The 20,381-nt window shown below is 35.2% G+C and carries 17 protein-coding genes; 9 read left to right on the top strand and 8 right to left on the bottom strand.

What is annotated here, in order from left to right; all coding sequences use genetic code 11:
• Positions 1–2 precede the first annotated feature (2 nt).
• Both IM755_RS01375 and IM755_RS12855 read left to right on the top strand, forming a co-directional pair.
• Positions 3–1,676 (top strand): ubiquitin-like protein, encoded by a 1,674-nt coding sequence (locus IM755_RS01375; protein WP_194093277.1) that lies wholly within the window; start codon positions 3–5, stop codon positions 1,674–1,676.
• Between the two features lie 15 nt (positions 1,677–1,691).
• Positions 1,692–3,734, top strand: a complete 2,043-nt coding sequence (locus IM755_RS12855; protein ID WP_194093276.1) for a C1q-like domain-containing protein — start codon at positions 1,692–1,694, stop codon at positions 3,732–3,734.
• 36 nt (positions 3,735–3,770) lie between these two features.
• Here the strand turns inward: IM755_RS12855 and IM755_RS01365 are convergent, their stop codons facing one another.
• The 4 genes from IM755_RS01365 to IM755_RS01350 form a co-directional block, all read right to left on the bottom strand.
• Complete coding sequence (locus IM755_RS01365) at positions 3,771–4,346, bottom strand: Crp/Fnr family transcriptional regulator (protein ID WP_194093275.1); 576 nt, start codon at positions 4,344–4,346, stop codon at positions 3,771–3,773.
• A 73-nt stretch (positions 4,347–4,419) separates the two neighbouring features.
• Positions 4,420–6,291: a peptidase U32 family protein gene (locus tag IM755_RS01360; protein ID WP_194093274.1), complete on the bottom strand. Its 1,872-nt coding sequence runs from the start codon at positions 6,289–6,291 to the stop codon at positions 4,420–4,422.
• A 259-nt stretch (positions 6,292–6,550) separates the two neighbouring features.
• Positions 6,551–7,735: a pyridoxal phosphate-dependent aminotransferase gene (locus tag IM755_RS01355; protein WP_194093273.1), complete on the bottom strand. Its 1,185-nt coding sequence runs from the start codon at positions 7,733–7,735 to the stop codon at positions 6,551–6,553.
• A 59-nt stretch (positions 7,736–7,794) separates the two neighbouring features.
• Entirely contained in the window at positions 7,795–8,889 is a 1,095-nt protein-coding gene (locus IM755_RS01350; RefSeq protein ID WP_194093272.1) for a fatty acid desaturase family protein, read from the bottom strand.
• Positions 8,890–8,997: 108 nt separating this feature from the next.
• Here IM755_RS01350 and rsmG point away from each other — a divergent pair, with 108 nt between their 5' ends.
• Positions 8,998–9,627, top strand: coding sequence for a 16S rRNA (guanine(527)-N(7))-methyltransferase RsmG (gene rsmG / locus IM755_RS01345; protein WP_194093271.1), 630 nt, complete (start codon positions 8,998–9,000; stop codon positions 9,625–9,627).
• 86 nt (positions 9,628–9,713) lie between these two features.
• On the opposite strand, the gene pruA is transcribed toward rsmG, so the two are convergent.
• The 4 genes from pruA to IM755_RS01325 form a co-directional block, all read right to left on the bottom strand.
• A complete protein-coding gene (pruA, locus tag IM755_RS01340; RefSeq protein ID WP_194093270.1) occupies positions 9,714–11,339 on the bottom strand; it encodes an L-glutamate gamma-semialdehyde dehydrogenase in 1,626 nt (541 codons plus the stop codon).
• Between the two features lie 127 nt (positions 11,340–11,466).
• Positions 11,467–11,853 (bottom strand): Co2+/Mg2+ efflux protein ApaG, encoded by a 387-nt coding sequence (gene apaG / locus IM755_RS01335; protein WP_026724273.1) that lies wholly within the window; start codon positions 11,851–11,853, stop codon positions 11,467–11,469.
• A gap of 3 nt (positions 11,854–11,856) precedes the next feature.
• Positions 11,857–12,912: a DUF3667 domain-containing protein gene (locus IM755_RS01330; RefSeq protein ID WP_194093269.1), complete on the bottom strand. Its 1,056-nt coding sequence runs from the start codon at positions 12,910–12,912 to the stop codon at positions 11,857–11,859.
• Between the two features lie 2 nt (positions 12,913–12,914).
• Positions 12,915–14,162: a type IX secretion system plug protein gene (locus tag IM755_RS01325; protein WP_194093268.1), complete on the bottom strand. Its 1,248-nt coding sequence runs from the start codon at positions 14,160–14,162 to the stop codon at positions 12,915–12,917.
• A gap of 194 nt (positions 14,163–14,356) precedes the next feature.
• On the opposite strand from IM755_RS01325, the gene IM755_RS01320 reads away from it, so the two are divergent.
• From IM755_RS01320 to nqrF, 6 genes are read left to right on the top strand one after another with little or no spacing between them, the layout of a single operon-like run.
• A complete protein-coding gene (locus IM755_RS01320) occupies positions 14,357–15,706 on the top strand; it encodes a Na(+)-translocating NADH-quinone reductase subunit A (protein WP_194093267.1) in 1,350 nt (449 codons plus the stop codon).
• Positions 15,707–15,711: 5 nt separating this feature from the next.
• Positions 15,712–16,875, top strand: coding sequence for an NADH:ubiquinone reductase (Na(+)-transporting) subunit B (locus IM755_RS01315; RefSeq protein ID WP_194093266.1), 1,164 nt, complete (start codon positions 15,712–15,714; stop codon positions 16,873–16,875).
• A 2-nt stretch (positions 16,876–16,877) separates the two neighbouring features.
• Positions 16,878–17,561 carry an NADH:ubiquinone reductase (Na(+)-transporting) subunit C gene (nqrC, locus tag IM755_RS01310; protein WP_026724268.1) on the top strand — a complete coding sequence of 228 codons (684 nt, stop codon included), beginning with the start codon at positions 16,878–16,880 and terminating at the stop codon, positions 17,559–17,561.
• A 5-nt stretch (positions 17,562–17,566) separates the two neighbouring features.
• The gene (locus tag IM755_RS01305) at positions 17,567–18,232 is read left to right on the top strand and encodes an NADH:ubiquinone reductase (Na(+)-transporting) subunit D (protein ID WP_026724267.1); all 666 of its coding nucleotides are present in this window, start codon (positions 17,567–17,569) and stop codon (positions 18,230–18,232) included.
• A 5-nt stretch (positions 18,233–18,237) separates the two neighbouring features.
• Positions 18,238–18,996, top strand: coding sequence for an NADH:ubiquinone reductase (Na(+)-transporting) subunit E (nqrE, locus tag IM755_RS01300; protein WP_194093265.1), 759 nt, complete (start codon positions 18,238–18,240; stop codon positions 18,994–18,996).
• 25 nt (positions 18,997–19,021) lie between these two features.
• Positions 19,022–20,323: an NADH:ubiquinone reductase (Na(+)-transporting) subunit F gene (nqrF, locus tag IM755_RS01295; RefSeq protein ID WP_194093264.1), complete on the top strand. Its 1,302-nt coding sequence runs from the start codon at positions 19,022–19,024 to the stop codon at positions 20,321–20,323.
• Positions 20,324–20,381 lie beyond the last annotated feature (58 nt).

Raw genomic sequence — 20,381 nt, 5'->3', positions numbered from 1 at the left:
TTATGAGAAAAATTTACACATTAATTATATTTTCTTTCTTAACATTACAAACGTACGGAATGAATTTATTCGTACAAACACCTAATAATGGCACTATTTCATTAGATGTAGAGCCGTCAGATAGTGGAGAAAATGTTAAGAACAAAATATTTGATCAAATTTCAGTTCCAGTTATAAACCAAGTCATATCTTGGAATGGTACAACAATTCAAGACGGTCAAACACTTGCTGATGTTGGTATTGTAACTAATAACAGTACAATTGTATTAACTGTTACAACCACAACTCAAGTACCTGAAAAAATGAGCTACCAAGCCGTAGTGCGTAACACTACTAATAATTTAGTAACCAACCAACCGGTAGGCATGCAAATTAGTATTTTACAAGGTTCGGCTACAGGAACAGCCGTTTATGTAGAAACACAAACTCCAATCTCTAATGCGAACGGATTAGTGACGCTAGAAATTGGTGGTGGTACAATAGTTTCAGGAAACATGGCTACTATCAACTGGGCAAATGGTCCCTATTTCATCAAAACAGAAACTGATCCAACAGGCGGATCTTCTTATACCATTACAGGTACTTCTCAATTATTGAGTGCACCTTATGCTTTGTATGCCAAAACATCAGGGAGTTCAACTCCTGGTCCAGCAGGTCCTCAAGGTATTCAAGGTCCAGCAGGAACTAACGGCTTAGATGGAGCAACTGGTCCAATGGGTCCACAAGGTCCTCAAGGTTTAACAGGACCACAAGGTCCAGCAGGTGTTAACGGTTTAGATGGTGCAACAGGTCCAATGGGACCACAAGGTCCTCAAGGTCCAGCAGGTGCTAACGGTTTAGATGGTGCAACAGGTCCAATGGGACCACAAGGTCCTCAAGGTCCTCAAGGTCCAGCAGGTGCTAACGGTTTAGACGGAGCAACAGGTCCAATGGGACCACAAGGTCCAGCAGGTCCAGCAGGAGCTAATGGTTTAGACGGAGCAACAGGTCCGATGGGTCCTCAAGGACCGATTGGTTTAACAGGAGCAGCGGGTCCACAAGGTCCACAAGGTTTAACTGGTCCACAAGGCCCAGCAGGAGTTCCTGGTGCTAATGGACAAGGTGTGCCAACAGGTGGAACAACAGGTCAAGTTTTAGCTAAAGTAAATGGAACGGATTATAATACACAATGGGTTACACCAAGTGCAGGAGGAAGTGGTGCACAAGTAGCCTTGATTGCTACAAAAACTACTAATCCTCAAGTTTTAGCATTAGCTAATGGACTAAATACAGGTGATTTGGTAACGTTTGACAATGTGGTTACCTCGAACACTACTTTTGGAAGCTATAATACAGCTACCAATACTTTCACAGTAAATCAAGCTGGAGTATATTGTATACAAGCAACTGTTCGTACCCCAGATGCACCAACTCCAAGCCAAACACCCAATCAGTTTTTGTTTGTGGATTTTGATAATGCAGGTATAACAGGTATAAATACAATGTTTACAGAATATCCTGTAGCCAATCCCGGAAATTTCCCATCTGGGGTGAAAGGAAAAGGATTTACATCTGTAATGATGTATTTAACTGCAGGACAAACTATAAATATCAAAGGTTTAACAGCAAATTCAGGTACCTTCAGTCAAGGCTTAAGTACGAATGGTACTTGTAAGTTCATGATATTTAAAATGTAATCTGAAAGTTAAAAAATGAAAAATATAAAAAAACTTATTGTAGCTACTTCTTTATTTATCGGAAGTTTAGCTTTCGCGCAAGCTCCAGAAAAAATGAGCTACCAAGCCGTAGTGCGTAACACTACCAATAACTTAGTATTCAACCAACCGGTAGGCATGCAAATTAGTATTTTACAAGGTTCGGCTACAGGAACAGCCGTTTATGTAGAAACACAAACTCCAATCTCTAATGCGAACGGATTAGTGACGCTAGAAATTGGTGGTGGTACAATAGTTTCAGGAAACATGGCTACTATCAACTGGGCAAACGGTCCGTATTTCATCAAAACAGAAACCGATCCAACAGGCGGTTCTTCCTATACTATTACAGGTACTTCTCAATTATTGAGTGCACCTTATGCTTTATATGCCAAAACATCAGGGAGTTCAACTCCTGGCCCACAAGGACCTGCAGGTCCTGCAGGTCCTATCGGATTAACTGGGGCAACAGGCCCACAAGGTATTCAAGGTGAAACAGGCCAACAAGGACCTGCAGGACCACAAGGTATTCAAGGTGAAACAGGACCGCAAGGACCAATCGGTTTGACTGGTGCAACAGGCCCACAAGGACCAATTGGATTAACAGGTGCTACTGGACCACAAGGTATTCAAGGAGAAACAGGACCACAAGGACCAATTGGATTAACAGGTGCTACTGGACCACAAGGACCTGCAGGACCACAAGGTATTCAAGGTGAAACAGGACCGCAAGGACCAATCGGTTTAACGGGAGCAATGGGTCCACAGGGTCCAACAGGATTAACCGGAGCAACAGGCCCTCAAGGTCCAGCGGGAACTAACGGTACCAACGGACAAGGTGTGCCAACAGGTGGAACAGCAGGACAAGTGTTAGCCAAAGTAAATGGTACCGATTATAATACACAATGGGTAACACCAAGTGGAAGCAGTGGTTGGGGTCTTACTGGTAATGCAGGTACAAACCCAACTACTAACTTTATTGGAACTACCGACAACCAACCCATTGTTTTCCGTACCAACAATTTAGAGCGTTGGAGAATCACCCCAAATGGACGAATTACTGTTACCACTGGATTAGGTAGTGAAAGTATGTTTATTGGCGGTGGAAACGAAACCACCTTTGGTTCTCAAAATACTGTATTCGGAGTATCTGCCTTTAATGTAAATAGTTCAGGTGCTGAAAATACCGCTGTAGGTGTTCAAGCATTGCTCAATAATACAACTGGAGGTGGAAACACAGCTGTGGGAAGAAGCGCTTTGTCTGTGACCTCAAGCGGAAATTTTAATACCGCGATTGGGCACAATGCAAACGTAACCTCGGGTACCCTGAGTAATGCTACAGCAATTGGTGCTGGTGCACAAGTAAATGCAAGCAACAAAATACGTTTGGGTGACAACAATGTAACCAGTACTGAGATTGCAGGACAAGTTCGCGTAAACGGTCAAGCCATTGGAACCAACGATTTCACGTTGCCAGCAACACGTGGTACTGCAGGTCAAGTGTTACAAACGAATGGTGCAGGAGCAACGCAGTGGGTAACACCAAGTGCAGGTGGTAGTGGACCTGTAATGTTGGTGAGAGCCTCTGCAAATACTGCTCAATCAATACCATTTGGAAGTAATACAGCAGCACCGACGCTAGCTACCTGCTTTGGATCTGTAACGACAAATATTGGAGGTGCATATAACGCTACAACAGGGATTTTCACTGCTCCTTCTGATGGGTTATACCTGGTTACCATTCAAGTCATTGCATCAGTTAATGGAACCGCAATTTTACCTTACATCGATGTGAACAATGATTACACAGATAATACGCAAAACACGAATGCGGTAATAGGACCAGATTTTTTAGGTGTACAATCGGTAAATACCGCGTCTATTCAAGCAGCAATTAATAATCGTGGACAATTAACAGCTCAAGTTTATTTAACAGCAGGCCAAGTATTTTCGATTCGATTCAATAACACGAATACAGCCGCAAATAGCACTCCGAGGACAGATGGGAGTACTAATTTTACGGTGGTGAAGTTGTTGTAAAAAATAAAGTTTAAAACGAGTCAGCAATGGCTCGTTTTATTTTTTCAATAATCTTGCTTTCATCTTACTAAAAAACTCAGGTGTTACGCCTATGAAGGATGCAATATGTTTTTGAGGAACTTTCTGAATTAAGGTGGGATATTTAGAACAGAATTTTTCAAAACGTTCTTCGGCAGTTAAACTTAAATTGTCCATTAGTCGTTCTTGATGTGCAACTAAGGAGTTTTCGGCTAAAATTCTGAAAAAGCGTTCTAATTTTGGAATTTCTTGATAAAGTTGTTGTTGGTTTTCTTTGGTAATCATCACCACTTCGGCATCTTCTAAAATTTCTATGAACAAATTTCCTGGTTTTTCAGAAATGTAACTGTACATGTCACCAATCCACCAACCTTCGCAAGCAAAATGTAATACGTGTTCGATAATATTATCATTAATATTGAAACTTCTCAAAATTCCGGAATTCACAAAATACGTGCAAGTCGCCACTTCGCCTGCACTCAATAAAATGGTTTTGGTTTTGAATTGTCTGGTTTCAGTTTTAGACAAAAACAACTCTTGCTCTTCAGGAGTTAGCGTAACATGTTTGGCGATATTTTCTAAAATAGATTGCATTACTCCAAAAATACAATTTAATTTTGGGATTAAAGAAACAAAAAAACCGATGCATTACACATCGGTTTCTATATTAATGAAAGTGATCTTCTTCAATTTCGAATTCGGCATCTTTTTCCCAAATTTCCATTTCACAAGGTTTACAATTGAATTTTAATTTGTATTCCAATTCGCCTTGTTTTAAAACTAAAGGTTCTTTTAGCTTTTTGTCCATGTTTTCACGATGGTATTTTGGACAACGCTCTAATTCGTATTTAATACAATATTTAGTAGTCATTACACGAGATTTTCCCGGGTCCCATTGTAATTCGAACGCTTTTTCAATTTCGGTTACACCATGACGCTCGTAGAATTTACGTGCTGTTTTATTGGCAACATTGTACATGAAATCCAATTTCGTTTCTGGATACGGATGCGATGTTTTTACCAATTGGTGTTCTTTGCGAACATAATTTTTCAAACGAATTTCCGATAATTGTTCGTAAACCGTTCTTCGCATTTCATTGATTTTTGAAATAGGAAGGAACCAATTTCCAGAAAATTCAATCGTAATTTCATCAGCTGTATAAGGTGTGAAACCTGTTTTTGCTAAGTTGGTTTTAAAATTTTCAGCTAAAGATTCGTTGTTTTTTGTTTGTTCTTTTGGGTGAACCAAATTTACTAAACTTACATTTCCATCTTCATCAGTTGCGATTAATTCAAAACCTGTTTCGTTTTCTTTTAATAGTAAAGTTGTGCTGATTTTACGAACCGCACTATCTTCTCTTTCTACTAATTTGATGAAAGCAGCATCATTATTTCTGTAAATGAAAGTACCTTCTTTGATTTCTTTCAATACATTTGGATAAACAAATCCGTTTTCGGCACGGTTAACGTAAATTCCTTCGGCTTCGTTGTTTTCGTTAATGAAACACAATCCGTCACCATTATTTAGTAATTCACCATTTTCAATTTCGTATGAATTCCCAACCGTTTTTACCAATTTACCAATATATTGTCCTTTTGATTTTGGACTTTCCCAAGAACCAATCGCTTGATGCCTTTCGTTTACAAAATAATCGGTATAACCACGATTGAAGGTTCTGTCTAATGATGAATCGAATAAGTATGTACATTTTCCAGAAGAAGCTTTGGTGTATTTATCGTTGTTTTCGTTCAAGAAAGCATCTAATTTCTGACGTAAATAAGAAACGTTGTTTTTTACATAAACGATGTCTTTCAAACGACCTTCAATTTTGAATGAAACAATTCCGGCTTCTACTAAATTTGGAATTTGGTTCGAAACATCAAAATCTTTAATAGAAAGTAAGTGACTGTTTTTGATTAAAGTATCACCATTTCCATCAATTAAATTATAAGGTAAACGACAATTTTGTGCACAAGAACCACGGTTTGCCGAACGTTCGCCATTAGCAACACTCATATAGCAATTTCCGCTAAATGAAACACACAAAGCGCCCGTTACGAAAAATTCTAATTCTACATCAGAAGCGTCACGGATTTCTTTGATTTGACTTAAATTCAATTCACGCGCTAAAACCACACGTTTGATTCCGGCATCCGCTAAGAATTTGATTTTATCGGCATCACGATTATTGGTTTGCGTACTGGCATGCAATACGATAGGAGGTAGCTCCATTTCCATAATCGCCATGTCTTGAATGATTAAAGCGTCTACGCCAATGTCATACAATTTCCAAATCAATTGACGACAAGGTTCTAATTCGTTATCGTATAAAATGGTATTGATAACTACAAAAACCTGAGCGTTAAACAAGTGCGCATATTTTACCAATTCGGCAATATCTTCCACAGAATTGGTAGCATTTGAACGAGCACCATATAAAGGAGCACCAATATAAACCGCATCTGCACCACTGTTTATGGCAGCAATTCCTTGTACTAAGTTTTTTGCAGGAGCTAAAATTTCAATCTTCTTTTTCATATGTTCTGATTATAATTTTTCAGATGTAACATATGGAATCGCTTTTTTTAATTTGTGATTGCTTACGCAATATTTTTTAGTAGCGATTTCATTTGTAAATCTTTAATCTTTCGGGATTTGCCGAAAAAAAGTGTGCAAAGTTCTTATAAAAAATCCAAGATTTCTAATTCAAGTTCGCTTTTTTTGAATTTAGAGCATAAAAAAACACGAATTGGTTTAATTTAATAAATCAATTCGTGCTAATATATTTGTTTGTGATTTAAGAAACCGCTTCTTTAATTCTTCTCATTGCTTCTGTTAATAAAGCTTCGCTAGTTGCGTAAGAGAAACGAATACAATTTGGATTTCCAAAAGCATCACCAGTTACCGTTGCTACATTTGCTTCTGCTAATAAGAACATCGAGAAATCGGTTGCGTCTTTAATTAATTGACCTTTTAATGTTTTCCCGAAGAAAGATGAAACATCAGGGAACACATAAAACGCACCTTCTGGAACATTCAATTTGAAGCCTGGAATTTGGTTTACTAATCCCACTACTAAATCTCTTCTGTTTTTGAAGGCAGCAACCATTTCGTTTAATACACCTGGATCAGCTTCAACAGCAGTAATCGTTGCTCTTTGTGCAATAGAATTCGCTCCCGAAGTAACTTGTCCTTGAATTTTAGTACACGCTTTTGCAATGAATTCTGGTGCTCCGATGTAACCAATTCTCCAACCTGTCATAGCGAATGCTTTCGCAACTCCATTAACAGTAATCGTTCTTTCTAACATTCCTGGAATAGATGCAATACTGCAGAATGTTCCTGAAAAGTTAATATGTTCGTAGATTTCGTCAGAAACTACATATACGTGTGGATGTTTTTCTAAAACTTTAGCTAAAGCTGTTAACTCTTCACGATTGTAAACCGAACCACTTGGATTACAAGGTGAACTGAACCACATCATTTTTGTTTTTGGTGTGATAGCTGCTTCTAATTGTTCTGGTGTAATTTTGAAATCGCTTTCTACAGAAGTTGGAACTTCAACCGGAACTCCGCCAGAAAGTTTGATAATTTCGAAATACGAAACCCAATATGGAGCAGGAAGAATTACTTCGTCACCTTCGTTTAACATTACTTGTGCAATGTTGTATAACGATTGTTTTGCTCCCGTAGAAACTACAATTTGTGATGGTTTGTAGTCTAAATTGTTATCTCTTTTGAATTTTTTGCAAATCGCTTCTTTCAATTCTAAGTAACCTTCCACAGGTGTGTACGTACTGTAGTTTTCGTCGATTGCTTTTTTTGCAGCTTCTTTAATGAATTCAGGAGTGTTGAAATCTGGTTCTCCTAAACTAAGGCTAATAATGTCTTTTCCTTGTGCTTTTAATTCTCTTGCCAAAGCTGCCATAGCTAAAGTTTGAGAAACGGCTAAGTTGTTGATTCTGTCCGATAACGGGTTCATTGTGTGTTAGTTATTATAGTTAATACAAAAGACGCGATTCCTCGCGTCTCTTTATTTTATTATGCTAATTGTGGTTTTCTTCCTAGTTCTCTCAAATGCTTGAAGTGAGATACTATTGCCGCTCGAGTCGTTTTGAACTCGTGATATGGTAAGTTACATTCTGCTGCTGTTTGTTTTACAATTTCAGCAATTTTGTTGTAGTGAATGTGACTGATATTTGGGAAAATATGGTGTTCAATTTGATGATTTAATCCACCAGTATAATAATTTACAATCCAATTCTTTGGTGCGAAGTTAGCCGTTGTGAACAATTGGTGAATTGCCCAAGTATTTTCGATTTCTCCATTTTCATCTGGCATTGGATTTACAGTGTCTTCCACTACGTGTGCTAATTGGAATACAACACTCAAAATTAATCCAGCAGTGTAATGCATTACAACAAATCCTAAAAGTACTTTCCACCAAGTTACTCCTAAAACCATTGGTAAAACTAACCAAATTGAAAAGTAAATAGTTTTAGTAATGATTAATGTAGTCCATTGAAAAGCTGGGCTTTTAGCTTCACCATAGGATAATTTTCTTTTTAAGTAACGTTTCATCTGTAGGAAATCAGTTGTGATAGCCCAGTTGAAGGTTAATAATCCATATAAGAAAACAGAATAATAATGTTGAAATCTGTGGTGACTGTACCATTTGGCTGTTTTAGAAAAACGTAAAATTCTTCCCGCTTCTAAATCTTCATCGTGTCCAATAATGTTGGTGTAGGTGTGATGTAAAACATTGTGTTGTACTTGCCAGTTGTAAACATTTCCAGCTAGGATGTAGATACTTCCTCCCATTAATTTGTTTACCCAAGATTTTGTGGAGTAAGCACCGTGATTTCCATCATGCATTACGTTCATTCCAACTCCTGCCATTCCAATTCCGATTACTACGTTTAATAATAAATATACCCAAAACGGCATATCCATAGCTAATAGAAAGAAATATGGAGTTAGGAAAAGACCGAACATTACAATTGTTTTTAAGTGTAATTTCCAGTTTCCTGTTTTGTCAATTTTATTTTCTTTGAAATAATCGTTTACTCTTTTATTTAATGTTCTGAAAAACTTCAGGTTGTCCTCTTTTGAGAAAATCGGAGTTGTGGTATTCATATATTTTGTATTCAAATTTCGTCAAAGATAAATATTATAATTTTTTCATTTATGATATTCGTCATTTTTTATTCACCAAAAAGCGTATTTTTGTGCAAAATTTAACGAATGGAAGCCATTTTAAAGCAATTTCCTGATTTATCTGAAAATCAAATACTTCAGTTTCAAAAATTACAATCGCTATATGAAGATTGGAACTCTAAAATTAATGTAATTTCAAGAAAAGATATTGACGAATTATATACGCGTCATGTTTTACATTCGTTAGGAATTGCAAAAATTATCGAGTTCCGTCCAGGTTCTAAAATTATGGATGTGGGAACTGGTGGTGGTTTTCCTGGAATTCCATTAGCAATTTTATTTCCAGAAGTTGATTTTTATTTGATTGATGTTATTGCAAAAAAAATCAAAGTAGTGAATGAAGTTGCCGTAGGTTTAGGATTAAAAAACGTAAAAGCCGAACAAAAACGTGCCGAATTAGTGAAACAAGAATTTGATTTCATTGTAAGTCGTGCGGTAACCAATATGCCTGATTTTGTTAAATGGGTAGATGACAAAGTAGCTAAAAAACAAAACCACGAATTAGCCAACGGAATTTTATATCTAAAAGGTGGTGATTTAACCGAAGAATTAAAGGATTTCCCAAAAGCAACACAATACAATTTATCCGATTTCTTTACTGATGAGTTTTTTGAGACAAAGAAAATGGTGCATTTGCCGTTGAAGTATAAGAAATAAGTGATTAGTGAAAAGTAATTAGTTATAAAAACAAAACCCGATTCTCAACTGAAAATCGGGTTTTTTATTTCTATTTCGGACTAAGATTATCCTAAAAACGGATATTTATAATCTTCTGGTGTTACGAAAGTTTCTTTAATTGTTCTAACAGAAGCCCAACGCAATAAGTTTTGTGCTGAACCTGCTTTATCGTTAGTTCCTGAACCTCTAGCTCCTCCAAATGGTTGCATTCCTACAACAGCACCTGTTGGTTTATCGTTGATGTAGAAGTTTCCTGCTGCATTTTGTAAAGCAACGGTTGCTTCTTCCACTGCATAACGACATTGGCTAAATACCGCACCAGTTAATGCGTATTCTGAAGTTTCGTCAACTAATTTCAATGTTTCAGACCATTTTGCATCTTCATAAATATAAATCGTAACTACCGGTCCGAATAATTCGGTTTCCATAGTAGTATATTTTGGATTTGTAGTTAAGATAACTGTTGGTTCAATGAAATACCCTTTTGATTTATCGTAATTTCCTCCCATGATAACTTCTGCATCGCTATCGTTTTTAGCTTGGTCAATATAACGTGCTAATTTATCAAATGAAGCTTCTGAAATAACTGCTGTAATGAAATTACTCATATCTTCTGGAGAACCCATTTTCATTGAAGCTAAATCTGCTTCTAAATTAGATTTAACCGCCGGCCATAAACTTTGTGGAATGTAAACACGAGAAGCCGCACTACATTTTTGTCCTTGGAATTCAAAAGCACCACGAGTAATTCCGGTTGCTACTTGTTTTGCATTAGCTGATGGATGTGCAATGATAAAATCTTTTCCACCAGTTTCTCCAACGATTCTTGGATAGGTTTTGTAAGTTGCAATGTTGTTTCCGATAGTTTTCCAAATGTCATTGAAAACACCAGTCGAACCTGTAAAGTGAACTCCAGCTAAATGTGGGCTTGATAAAACTACGTCAGAAACCATTCCAGAATCACCCATTACCATATTGATAACACCGTCTGGTAAACCTGCTTCTTTGAAAACTTGCATAATCACATTAGCAGAATATACTTGTGTTGCCGCTGGTTTCCAAACTACAACATTCCCCATTAAAGCAGCACTTGAAGGTAAGTTCCCAGCAATAGCGGTAAAGTTAAAAGGTGTAATTGCATATACGAAACCTTCTAATGGTCTGTATTCAACACGATTCCACATATCAGAAGTTGAAGCCGGTTGATCTGCATAAATTTTTGTCATGAATTCTACGTTATAACGTAAGAAGTCAATCAACTCACAAGCGGAATCGATTTCTGCTTGGTGAATTGTTTTTGATTGCGCAATCATAGTCGCTGCATTGATTTTAGCACGGTATGGACCTGCTAATAATTCAGCGGCTTTTAAGAAAATTCCAGCTCTGTTTTCCCAAGCCATTGCTGCCCATTTTTTACGAGCTTCTAATGCTTCGGTAATAGCTTTTTCTACTAAGGTTCTGTCTGCTTGGTGATAAACACCTACAACATGTTGGTGGTCGTGTGGAGCCGACATTTTTTTTGTGTCGCCTGTTTTGATTTCTTCGCTACCTATATATAATGGAACTTCTACTTGAGCATTCCACATGGCTTTGTATGTTTCTGCAACTTTTGCTCTTTCAGGAGAACCTGGAGCGTACGATTTTACGGGTTCGTTTACCGCTTTTGGGACATTAAAAAATCCTTTTAACATGGTGTTGTATTTTGAGATTAGACAAATTTGTACTCAGATTTACGAAATAATCGTAAACGATTACAAAAATACAAAGTATATTTTGAATTATCGATAACAAATGTTACGAAGCTAATTTGTTCGCTTATTAGTTAATGGCAAAAGGAGCGCTAAGTTTAAAAGTTGGGATTGAAACTCTAAAACTTCTTGTTGAGGTAAAGTTTACCATGTTGAAATAACCTTTCATTGCTCCAATTGGTGAAGAAAGTAAGCATCCAGATGAATAGGTGTAGCTTTCGCCAGGTTTAATAACTGGTTTTTTTCCAATTACGCCTTCGCCATCTACCACTTCAACATTGTTTAATGCGTCGTAAATTTCCCAATGACGTGTAGTTAATTGTACCGAATCTTTACTTTGGTTTTCAATAGTAACATGATAAGTAAAGGCAAAATGTATCTTATAGTTCTTGAAGTAGGTTCCTTCAAAACTAGTTAAAACTGAAATTTTTATGCCTCTTGTAATTTGACTTACCATAAATTAAAATAAGATTATTGACACTGCCATTAATACGAAAACAGCTAATAATGAAATAGGTATGAATAATATGTTCAAAAGTATGAATTTAAAAATTGTTTTCCAACGACTGTTTTGATAAAAATTTCTTAAAGATTTATAAAGGTAAAGGGGGAATAAAATGAAAAAACTAGTACCAACTAAAAATAGAGATAAATCTTCAGAAATAAATCCTATAAATTCAAAAAGTATTAAACAAATAAACATAAATGAATAAAAGTTGTAGGAGAATACTAAATGATCTGTATAGTTGAAATTTTTATCATAAAAGGTAATCCAAAAAATAATTGCTATAAAAGGAATCGATAAAAAAATTAAGAATGGTAATTTACCTAAAATGTAATCGCTAATTTCTCTAAGCACATCATTTGACTTTAAATTTTGCGCTTTTTCATAGATATATCGGTTGATTTTGTTGTTTTCGTATCCTAGTTTTTTTAATGCAACCGCTGGAGTTTCTTGAGGATTTTTTAAGTTGTAGTTTCTAAATGAGGTGATACGAAGTGTTAAGTGATCTAAGTTTTCAGGGTTATTAAGTTCTTTTGCTTTATAAATAGAATCTCTATGAAATTCCTTGCCTGTTTTTTTATCTACTTCAATTACGCCAGTATCGTAGATTTTATTGTAATCTATTTTTGTGCTATCGCTTGTGATTAATTCTGTCTCCGGTTTTTCTTCTGCACTTTTATTGTTGAATCTTGTTCCAATATCCATTACTATAAAAAGTATTATAGAAATACTTAAAAACAAACGGAATGGATTGGCATGATGGTGTCTTTTTCCTTCGCAAAATTCTCTTGCTGCAATACCAGGTTTTAAAAATAAAGAAAAGAAAGTGTTTCGCAATCTAGAATCATACGCATAAAAATTTGCGAAAAACTCCTCTATAAAATCTCTTATGGTAAGTTTTTTTGTTGAATTCAATTGACCGCAAGCGTGACAATATTTTTCGCTAACATCTAATTTAGTTTCACAATTGATGCATTGAGTGCCTCTATATTTTTTATCTTTTCTGTTCATTATTAATTGCGGATAACTTCGCTATTCGTGTTTGCTATTCCAATTACTCTATCGTATCTGTCGTTATTTCCTCTATAATATACAATTGCAGTATAGTTATTTTCCGTTTGAAAGAAATTGCCATCAATTGCATTTTTAAAATCAATTACTCCTTTTTTATCGGTAAGAATATATTGATAGTTGGTAAAACCTTGTTTTATTAAAAGAGCTTTTTCGTAAAGCCCGGTTTTTTTATTCAGATCCATTTTATAATCATCAGTTAATGAGTAATTATTAAACATTCCGGAAACATAAATGTTTTCCTCTAAAAATTCTGGCGCATCTAAGGTAAAATATACCCAAGAATAATCAGATTCTATTTGAGAATTTGTTGAGTTAACATTCTGGATAAAAAAGTTGCCATTGATATCAGGAAAATAAGTGTAAGGTTGGTTTTTTCTTGGAGTATTTGTATATAAATGAGTGTTGTAGATGTTTTCGCCAGAAGTAACTTTTGCAACGGTATTATTAGTTGCTCTTATGATTTTGTTATCAATGCTATAGCATTCGTTTCCACCCCAAAATTGTGTTTCTTTATTGTATCTGTAAATTAATTCAGAACCAAGTGTGTATTGAGGTTTTATATTAGAAATACTCGTTTTCCAATTTCCGTTTTGAAAAAGTGTAACTTTTACGTTTTGAATGGGGTTTTGTAGAATTCTGTCGCCATAATTTATTGACATTTCAATATTTTGCTTTTGATTTATACTTTCAAAATCTCGTGCTCTTCTTATTGAAAGGCCAACAGATACTTGTTCTTCATAAATTATTATTCTACGAGAAAAAACGATTTCATTTTCGTCGTTTAAAACAGAAATTAAATAATTACCACTTTTAGTAATTTGATTAAATCTATTTGGAAAAACTTGTCTGTAATGTGAGTAGAGTTGTAAAGTGTTAAATGAATTTTCATAAGTAATAATGCGCTGATTGTCCATGCCATTTAGATATTCTACTTTTCCTAAATCAGATGGTGCAGACCAATCGTAATTGTACTGAGTGATGGTGTAGTAATAATCGGCTTCGTCTCCGTATAAATCGTCAAAACTTAATTCAAAAGTTTCGCCAAGTTTAAAAAAAGGAATCACATTATTGCCATTAACCCGAAATGAAATGGTTTTAATATTGAATGATGGATCTTGTTCAATTCCTGCTTGTGAGAAAATAAAACACGGTATAAATATGAAGAATAGAGTTGCAATTTTATTCATTTTACAGCTATAAAAACGTAAAAATAGTAAATCTTTAAGAACAAACGTAATTCCTTTAAATTTATTAGCAATTTCTAATTTAGAATAGTTATAAATAAAGCCAATCTCCTTCTTTATTTTTGGTAAGGTGTTATGTATTTGATTAAATTTGCACGTTTTATAGTAAATTTTTTAACAATCATATCTTCAAAAATATGTCAAAAGACATTCGAATTAAAAAAGGTTTAGACCTTAAGTTGAAGGGTGAAGCGGCTCACAAAGTAGCTCAAGTAACTCGCTCGAAAGTCTATGCTGTTAAACCTTCTGACTTCCATGGAGTAACTCCAAAGATGGTAGTAAAAGAAGGAGATAACGTTAAAGCGGGAGAAGTAATTTTCTTTTCTAAATCAGATGAGAAAGTTAAATTCGTTGCCCCTGTAAGCGGAAAAATTCAAGAAATCAAACGTGGTGAAAAAAGAGTCATTTTAGAGATTCTTATTGCTGCAGATTCTCAAGATGTTTTCGTTGAGCATAGCAAGAAAAATCCTAATGATTTATCAACAGAAGAAGTAAAAGCACATTTGTTAGCTTCAGGATGTTGGCCATTTATTAATCAACGTCCATATGATGTGATTGCTAATTCAGCTGATACACCTAAAGCTATTTTTATTTCAGCTTATGCAACTGCTCCATTAGCTGCAGATGTTGAGTTTGTTTTAGAAAACAAATTAGAAGCATTTCAAGTTGGTATCGATGCTTTAGCAAAATTAACATCAGGAAAAGTTCATTTATCTGTAAAAGGTAAAGGAAATTCTATTTTTAAAGATGTTAAAGGAGTTTCAATGCACCAAGTTTACGGTCCGCACCCTGCTGGAAATGTTGGGGTTCAAATTGCAAAAATTTCGCCAATTAATGCTGGTGAGAGAGTTTGGACAGTAACGCCACAAGATGTTGCTATTATTGGTGAATTGTTTTTAACTGGAAAATTCAATGCTACAAGAACTGTGGCTTTGGCGGGTTCTGAAGTTAAAGAGGCTCAATATTATAATGTAATTTCTGGTGCTGCAGTTGCAGACTTAGTTGCTGGTAAAATTGAAGGAGATAACGTGAGAGTTATTTCTGGAGATGTTTTAACTGGAACAAAAGTGAAAATGGATGGAAATTTAGGTTTCTGTAGCAATACGGTAACTGTTATTCCTGAAGGAAATGTTTACAGAATGTTTGGATGGATGCCATTTGCATCGCCAAGTGTTCACAGTGCGTCAAGAACAGGATTATCATGGTTAATGCCAGGTAAAAAATATGCGCCTAACACCAATTTAAATGGTGAAGAAAGAGCTTTAGTTGTAACAGGAGAAATGGAAGCAGTAATGCCGATGGATATTTTTCCAATGCAATTGTTAAAAGCTTGTTTGGCTAGCGATATCGATAAAATGGAAAGCTTAGGAATTTACGAAGTAGCTCCAGAAGATTTTGCTTTAATTGATTATACTAACACATCTAAATTAGAAGCGCAACAAATCATTCGTGAGGCTCTTGATTTAATGATTAAAGAAGTAGGATAATAGCTATGAAGTTTTTAAGAGATAAAATAGACCAAATTAAAAAGCCTTTTGAGAAAGGGCAAAAATTTGAAAAATTCGCACCTGCTATCAATGCATTAGACACATTTTTATATGTGCCTAATCATACTACAAAGCACGGAGCTCATATTAGAGATGCTGTAGATTTAAAGAGAACCATGATTACTGTGGTTTTAGCTTTAATTCCAGCTTTAATATTCGGAATTTACAATGCAGGTTACCAACACTTCATTCAGATTGAAGGTTCTGACATGTCATTTGGAAATTTATTTTTCCACGGATTATGGAAAGTATTACCAATGATTATTGTGTCGTATGCAGTAGGATTAGGTATCGAATTTGCTTTCGCAATTTTTAGAGGTCACGAAGTTAACGAAGGATATTTAGTATCTGGTTTGTTAATTCCAATGGTTATGCCAGTTGATTTACCTTTATGGATGTTAGCTATTTCAGTTGCTTTTGCAGTTGTAATTGGTAAAGAAGCTTTTGGAGGAACAGGTATGAATATTTTCAATCCTGCTTTATTAGCGAGAGCTTTTGCATTCTTTGCTTATCCTACATTCATGTCGGGAGATAAAATTTGGGTTAGCGATGCTACTACTATCGATGGTGTATCAGGTGAAACTATTTTAGGTTCATTAGCACAAGGAAAAGAAGTAGCCTATTCAACTATGGATATGTTCTTAGGATTTATTCCAGGTTCTATTGGTGAAACTTCAACTTTAGCTATTTTAATTGGTGCATTTATTTTAATTGCAACAGGAGTTGGTAGTTGGAAAATTATGGTTTCTGGAGTTATTGGAGCGGCTTTAACTGCTTTGATGTTCAATGCTGTTGGTTTAACGGCTTTAATGAATTTTGATTGGATGAATCATCTAGTAGTTGGAGGTTTTGCTTTTGGTATTGTATTCATGGCAACTGATCCTGTTTCTGCGGCTCAAACCGATAAAGGAAAAATCATCTACGGTTTATTAATAGGATTCTTTAGTATTTTAATTAGAGTTTTCAACCCAGCGTATCCAGAAGGAGTAATGTTGGCTATCTTATTAATGAACACTTTAGCGCCAACTATCGATTATTTCGTAGTTAATGGAAACATTGCTAAGAGAAAGAAAAGATTGGCTAAGTCTAAACAATTAAAATCTGCATAGTCATGAATAGAGAAAGTAACGGATATACATTTTTGTTTGCGACTGTAATGGTGGTGTTAGTAGCTTCTGCTTTAGCATTTGCTGCAACTGCACTTAAGCCAGATCAAGAGGCAAACATTAAGAAAGAAAAAATGCAGTACATTCTAAAATCGTTTGGAGTAGCTGTAGATAGAGATGCTTCTGAAGAAGCATACAAAAAACACATCATTAGTGAAGTAGTTTTTGACGAGAACGGAACAGAAATCAGTAAAGAAGCTTTTACAGTTGATATCGCAAAAGAAAAAGGAAAATTTCCAATTTTCAATGCTGAAAAAGATGGTAAAAAATTCTATGTTATTCCAGTAAGAGGAATGGGATTATGGGATGCTATCTGGGGTTATGTTTCTATAGATGAGAACTTGAAAGTTGACGGTATCGTATTTGACCACAAAGGTGAAACACCTGGTTTAGGTGGTGAAATTACACAAGATTATTTCCAAAAAAGTTTTATTGGAGAGAGTGTTTTTGACGCAAACGGAAATTTACAAGGTTTAAAAGTAGTTAAAGGTTATTCAGGAAAAGACAACAAAGCTGATGGTGAAGTTGATGCAATTTCTGGTGCTACTTTAACGGGTAATGGTGTAACCGAAATGTTAGTTAGAGGTTTAAAACCATATGAAAAATATTTAAAATCTAATAAAAAATAATCGTCATGGCAGAAAACAACAAAGAAGGATTATTTTCAAAAAGTAATATTAAATTAATTACGAATCCATTTAATGACGATAACCCAGTAACGGTTCAGGTATTAGGTATTTGTTCAGCTTTAGCGGTAACAGTTCAAATGAAAAATGCCTTTGTAATGGCACTTTCAGTAACTGCGGTAGTAGCTTTTGGTAACGTAATTATATCATTATTAAGAAACTTAATTCCAAGTAGAATTCGTATCATTGTTCAGTTAGTTGTAGCAGCTGCTTTAGTAATTTTGGTTGACCAAATTTTGAAAGCGTATGCGTATGATATCAGCAAACAATTATCAGTATTCGTAGGATTAATTATTACCAACTGTATCTTAATGGGACGTTTTGAAGCTTTTGCTTTAGGTAACAAACCATGGCCGTCATTCTTAGATGGTTTAGGAAATGGTTTAGGATATGGAATCATTTTAATGATAGTAGCATTTTTTAGAGAATTATTTGGTTCAGGAAAATTATTCGGAATCGAAATTTTTGGAAATTCTGTTGAAAAAACAGGATTATATGCTACAGGATATGTTAACAACGGATTCATGTTATTAGCTCCTATGGCCTTAGTTATGGTAGGTATTGTAATTTGGGTACAGAGAAGTATTAACAAGAAATTAATCGAGAAAAAATAATAGCTATGTTTGAATATATCAATATATTTTTAAAATCAGTTTTCATTGATAACATGATTTTTGCATACTTCTTAGGAATGTGTTCATTTTTGGCTGTTTCTAAGAAAGTATCAACAGCTATAGGTCTTGGAATTGCTGTAACCTTTGTACAAGTAATTACGGTTCCATTAAACTATTTAATTTATCACTATGTTTTAGGTGCTGGTGCATTAGCTTGGTTAGATCCATCGTTAGCTGAATTAGATTTAAGCTTTTTAACTTTCATTTTATTCATTGCCTCTGTAGCAACAATGGTACAGTTAGTAGAAATGATTGTGGAAAAATTTTCACCTTCATTATATAACTCATTGGGTATTTTCTTACCACTTATTGCAGTAAACTGTGCTATCTTAGGAGGTTCATTATTCATGCAACAAAGAGTTGATGGTGGTGTATATTCTTCATTAGGTCACGTAGTAACTTTTGGATTTGCATCTGGATTTGGTTGGACAATTGCTATTGTAGCAATGGCTGCTATCCGTGAAAAAATGGAATATTCTAACGTATTAGCTCCTTTAAGAGGTTTAGGTATTACTTTTATCTTAACAGGTTTAATGGCAATTGGATTTATGAGTTTTGGTGGAATTGACCTTAATGCGTTAAACAAAAAACCTGAAGCAAAAGTAGAAACTCCAGCTCCAGCTGTTGTTGAAACTCCTGTAGTTGATTCAGTTCAAGTAGCTGTAGATTCTGTAAAAGTAGATTCAACTCAAGTAGTTAAATAATAGTATAACATTAAAAATTGAACTCATGTTTAGTATAACAGAATTAATTACATATTCAATTTTAGCTTTCTTAGGGCTTATTTTACTAATGGTGTTTATGCTATTATATGCAAAATCTAAATTAGTAAACTCAGGTGCTGTAAAGATTAAAATTAACGGTGAAAACGAAATCGAAGTAGGTGGAGGTAGTACACTTTTAACTACTTTAGGTAATAATAAAATCTTCTTACCATCAGCTTGTGGTGGTGGAGGTTCTTGTTTGCAATGTAAATGTAAAGTATTAGATGGTGGAGGAGAACCTTTACCAACAGAAATACCAAACTTTACTCGTAAAGAATTAGCAGAAGGATGGAGACTAGGATGTCAAGTTAAAGTAAAACAAGACATGGTAATCGAAGTTCCAGAAGAAATTTTTGGTATCAAAAAATTCGAAGCAAAAGTATATTCTAACTATAACGTAGCTTCTTTCATTAAAGAATTTATCGTTGAGTTACCAGAAGATATGCACTACGAAGCTGGAGGTTATATCCAAATTGAAATCCCAGCTTGTGAAGTGAAATTTACAGATATTGATATCACAGCTCACCCAGTGGAACACCCTGGTGAACCTGAAAAATTCAAAATCGAGTGGGATAAGTTCAAATTATGGCCATTAGTTATGAAAAATAACGAATTGGTTGAAAGAGCTTACTCTATGGCTTCTTACCCTGCAGAAGGAAGAAAAATTATGTTGAACGTTCGTATTGCAACACCTCCATTTGATAGAGCTACAAATGATTGGATGAAAGTAAATCCAGGTATTGCTTCTTCATACGTTTTCTCAAGAAAAGCAGGAGATACTGTAACCGTTTCAGGACCTTACGGTGAATTCTTCATCAACGAATCTGATGCAGAAATGTTGTATGTAGGTGGTGGAGCTGGTATGGCGCCAATGCGTTCGCACTTGTACCACTTATTCCGTACCGTTAAAACAGGAAGAAAAGTTACATATTGGTACGGAGGTCGTTCTAAGCGTGAGTTGTTCTATGTAGATCACTTTAGAGCTTTAGAGAAAGATTTCCCTAACTTCAAATTCCATATTGCGTTATCTGAACCTTTACCAGAAGATAACTGGAAAGTAAAAGATGGACCCAATGGAGAAGGTGATGGTTTCGTAGGATTTATCCATAACGTAGTTATCGATAACCACTTGAAATTACACGATTCACCAGAAGATATCGAATTTTATTTCTGTGGACCACCAATGATGAATAACGCAGTTGTAAAAATGTGTGAAGATTGGGGTGTGCCAAAAGAAAATGTTCGTTTCGACGACTTCGGAGGTTAATCCAAATTTTATATATCAAAACCGATTCAGAAATGAGTCGGTTTTTTTATGCTTTCAA

Source organism: Flavobacterium proteolyticum (assembly GCF_015223105.1).
GTDB classification, from domain to species: domain Bacteria; phylum Bacteroidota; class Bacteroidia; order Flavobacteriales; family Flavobacteriaceae; genus Flavobacterium; species Flavobacterium proteolyticum.
This window is presented reverse-complemented; position numbering and strand designations above follow the sequence as displayed.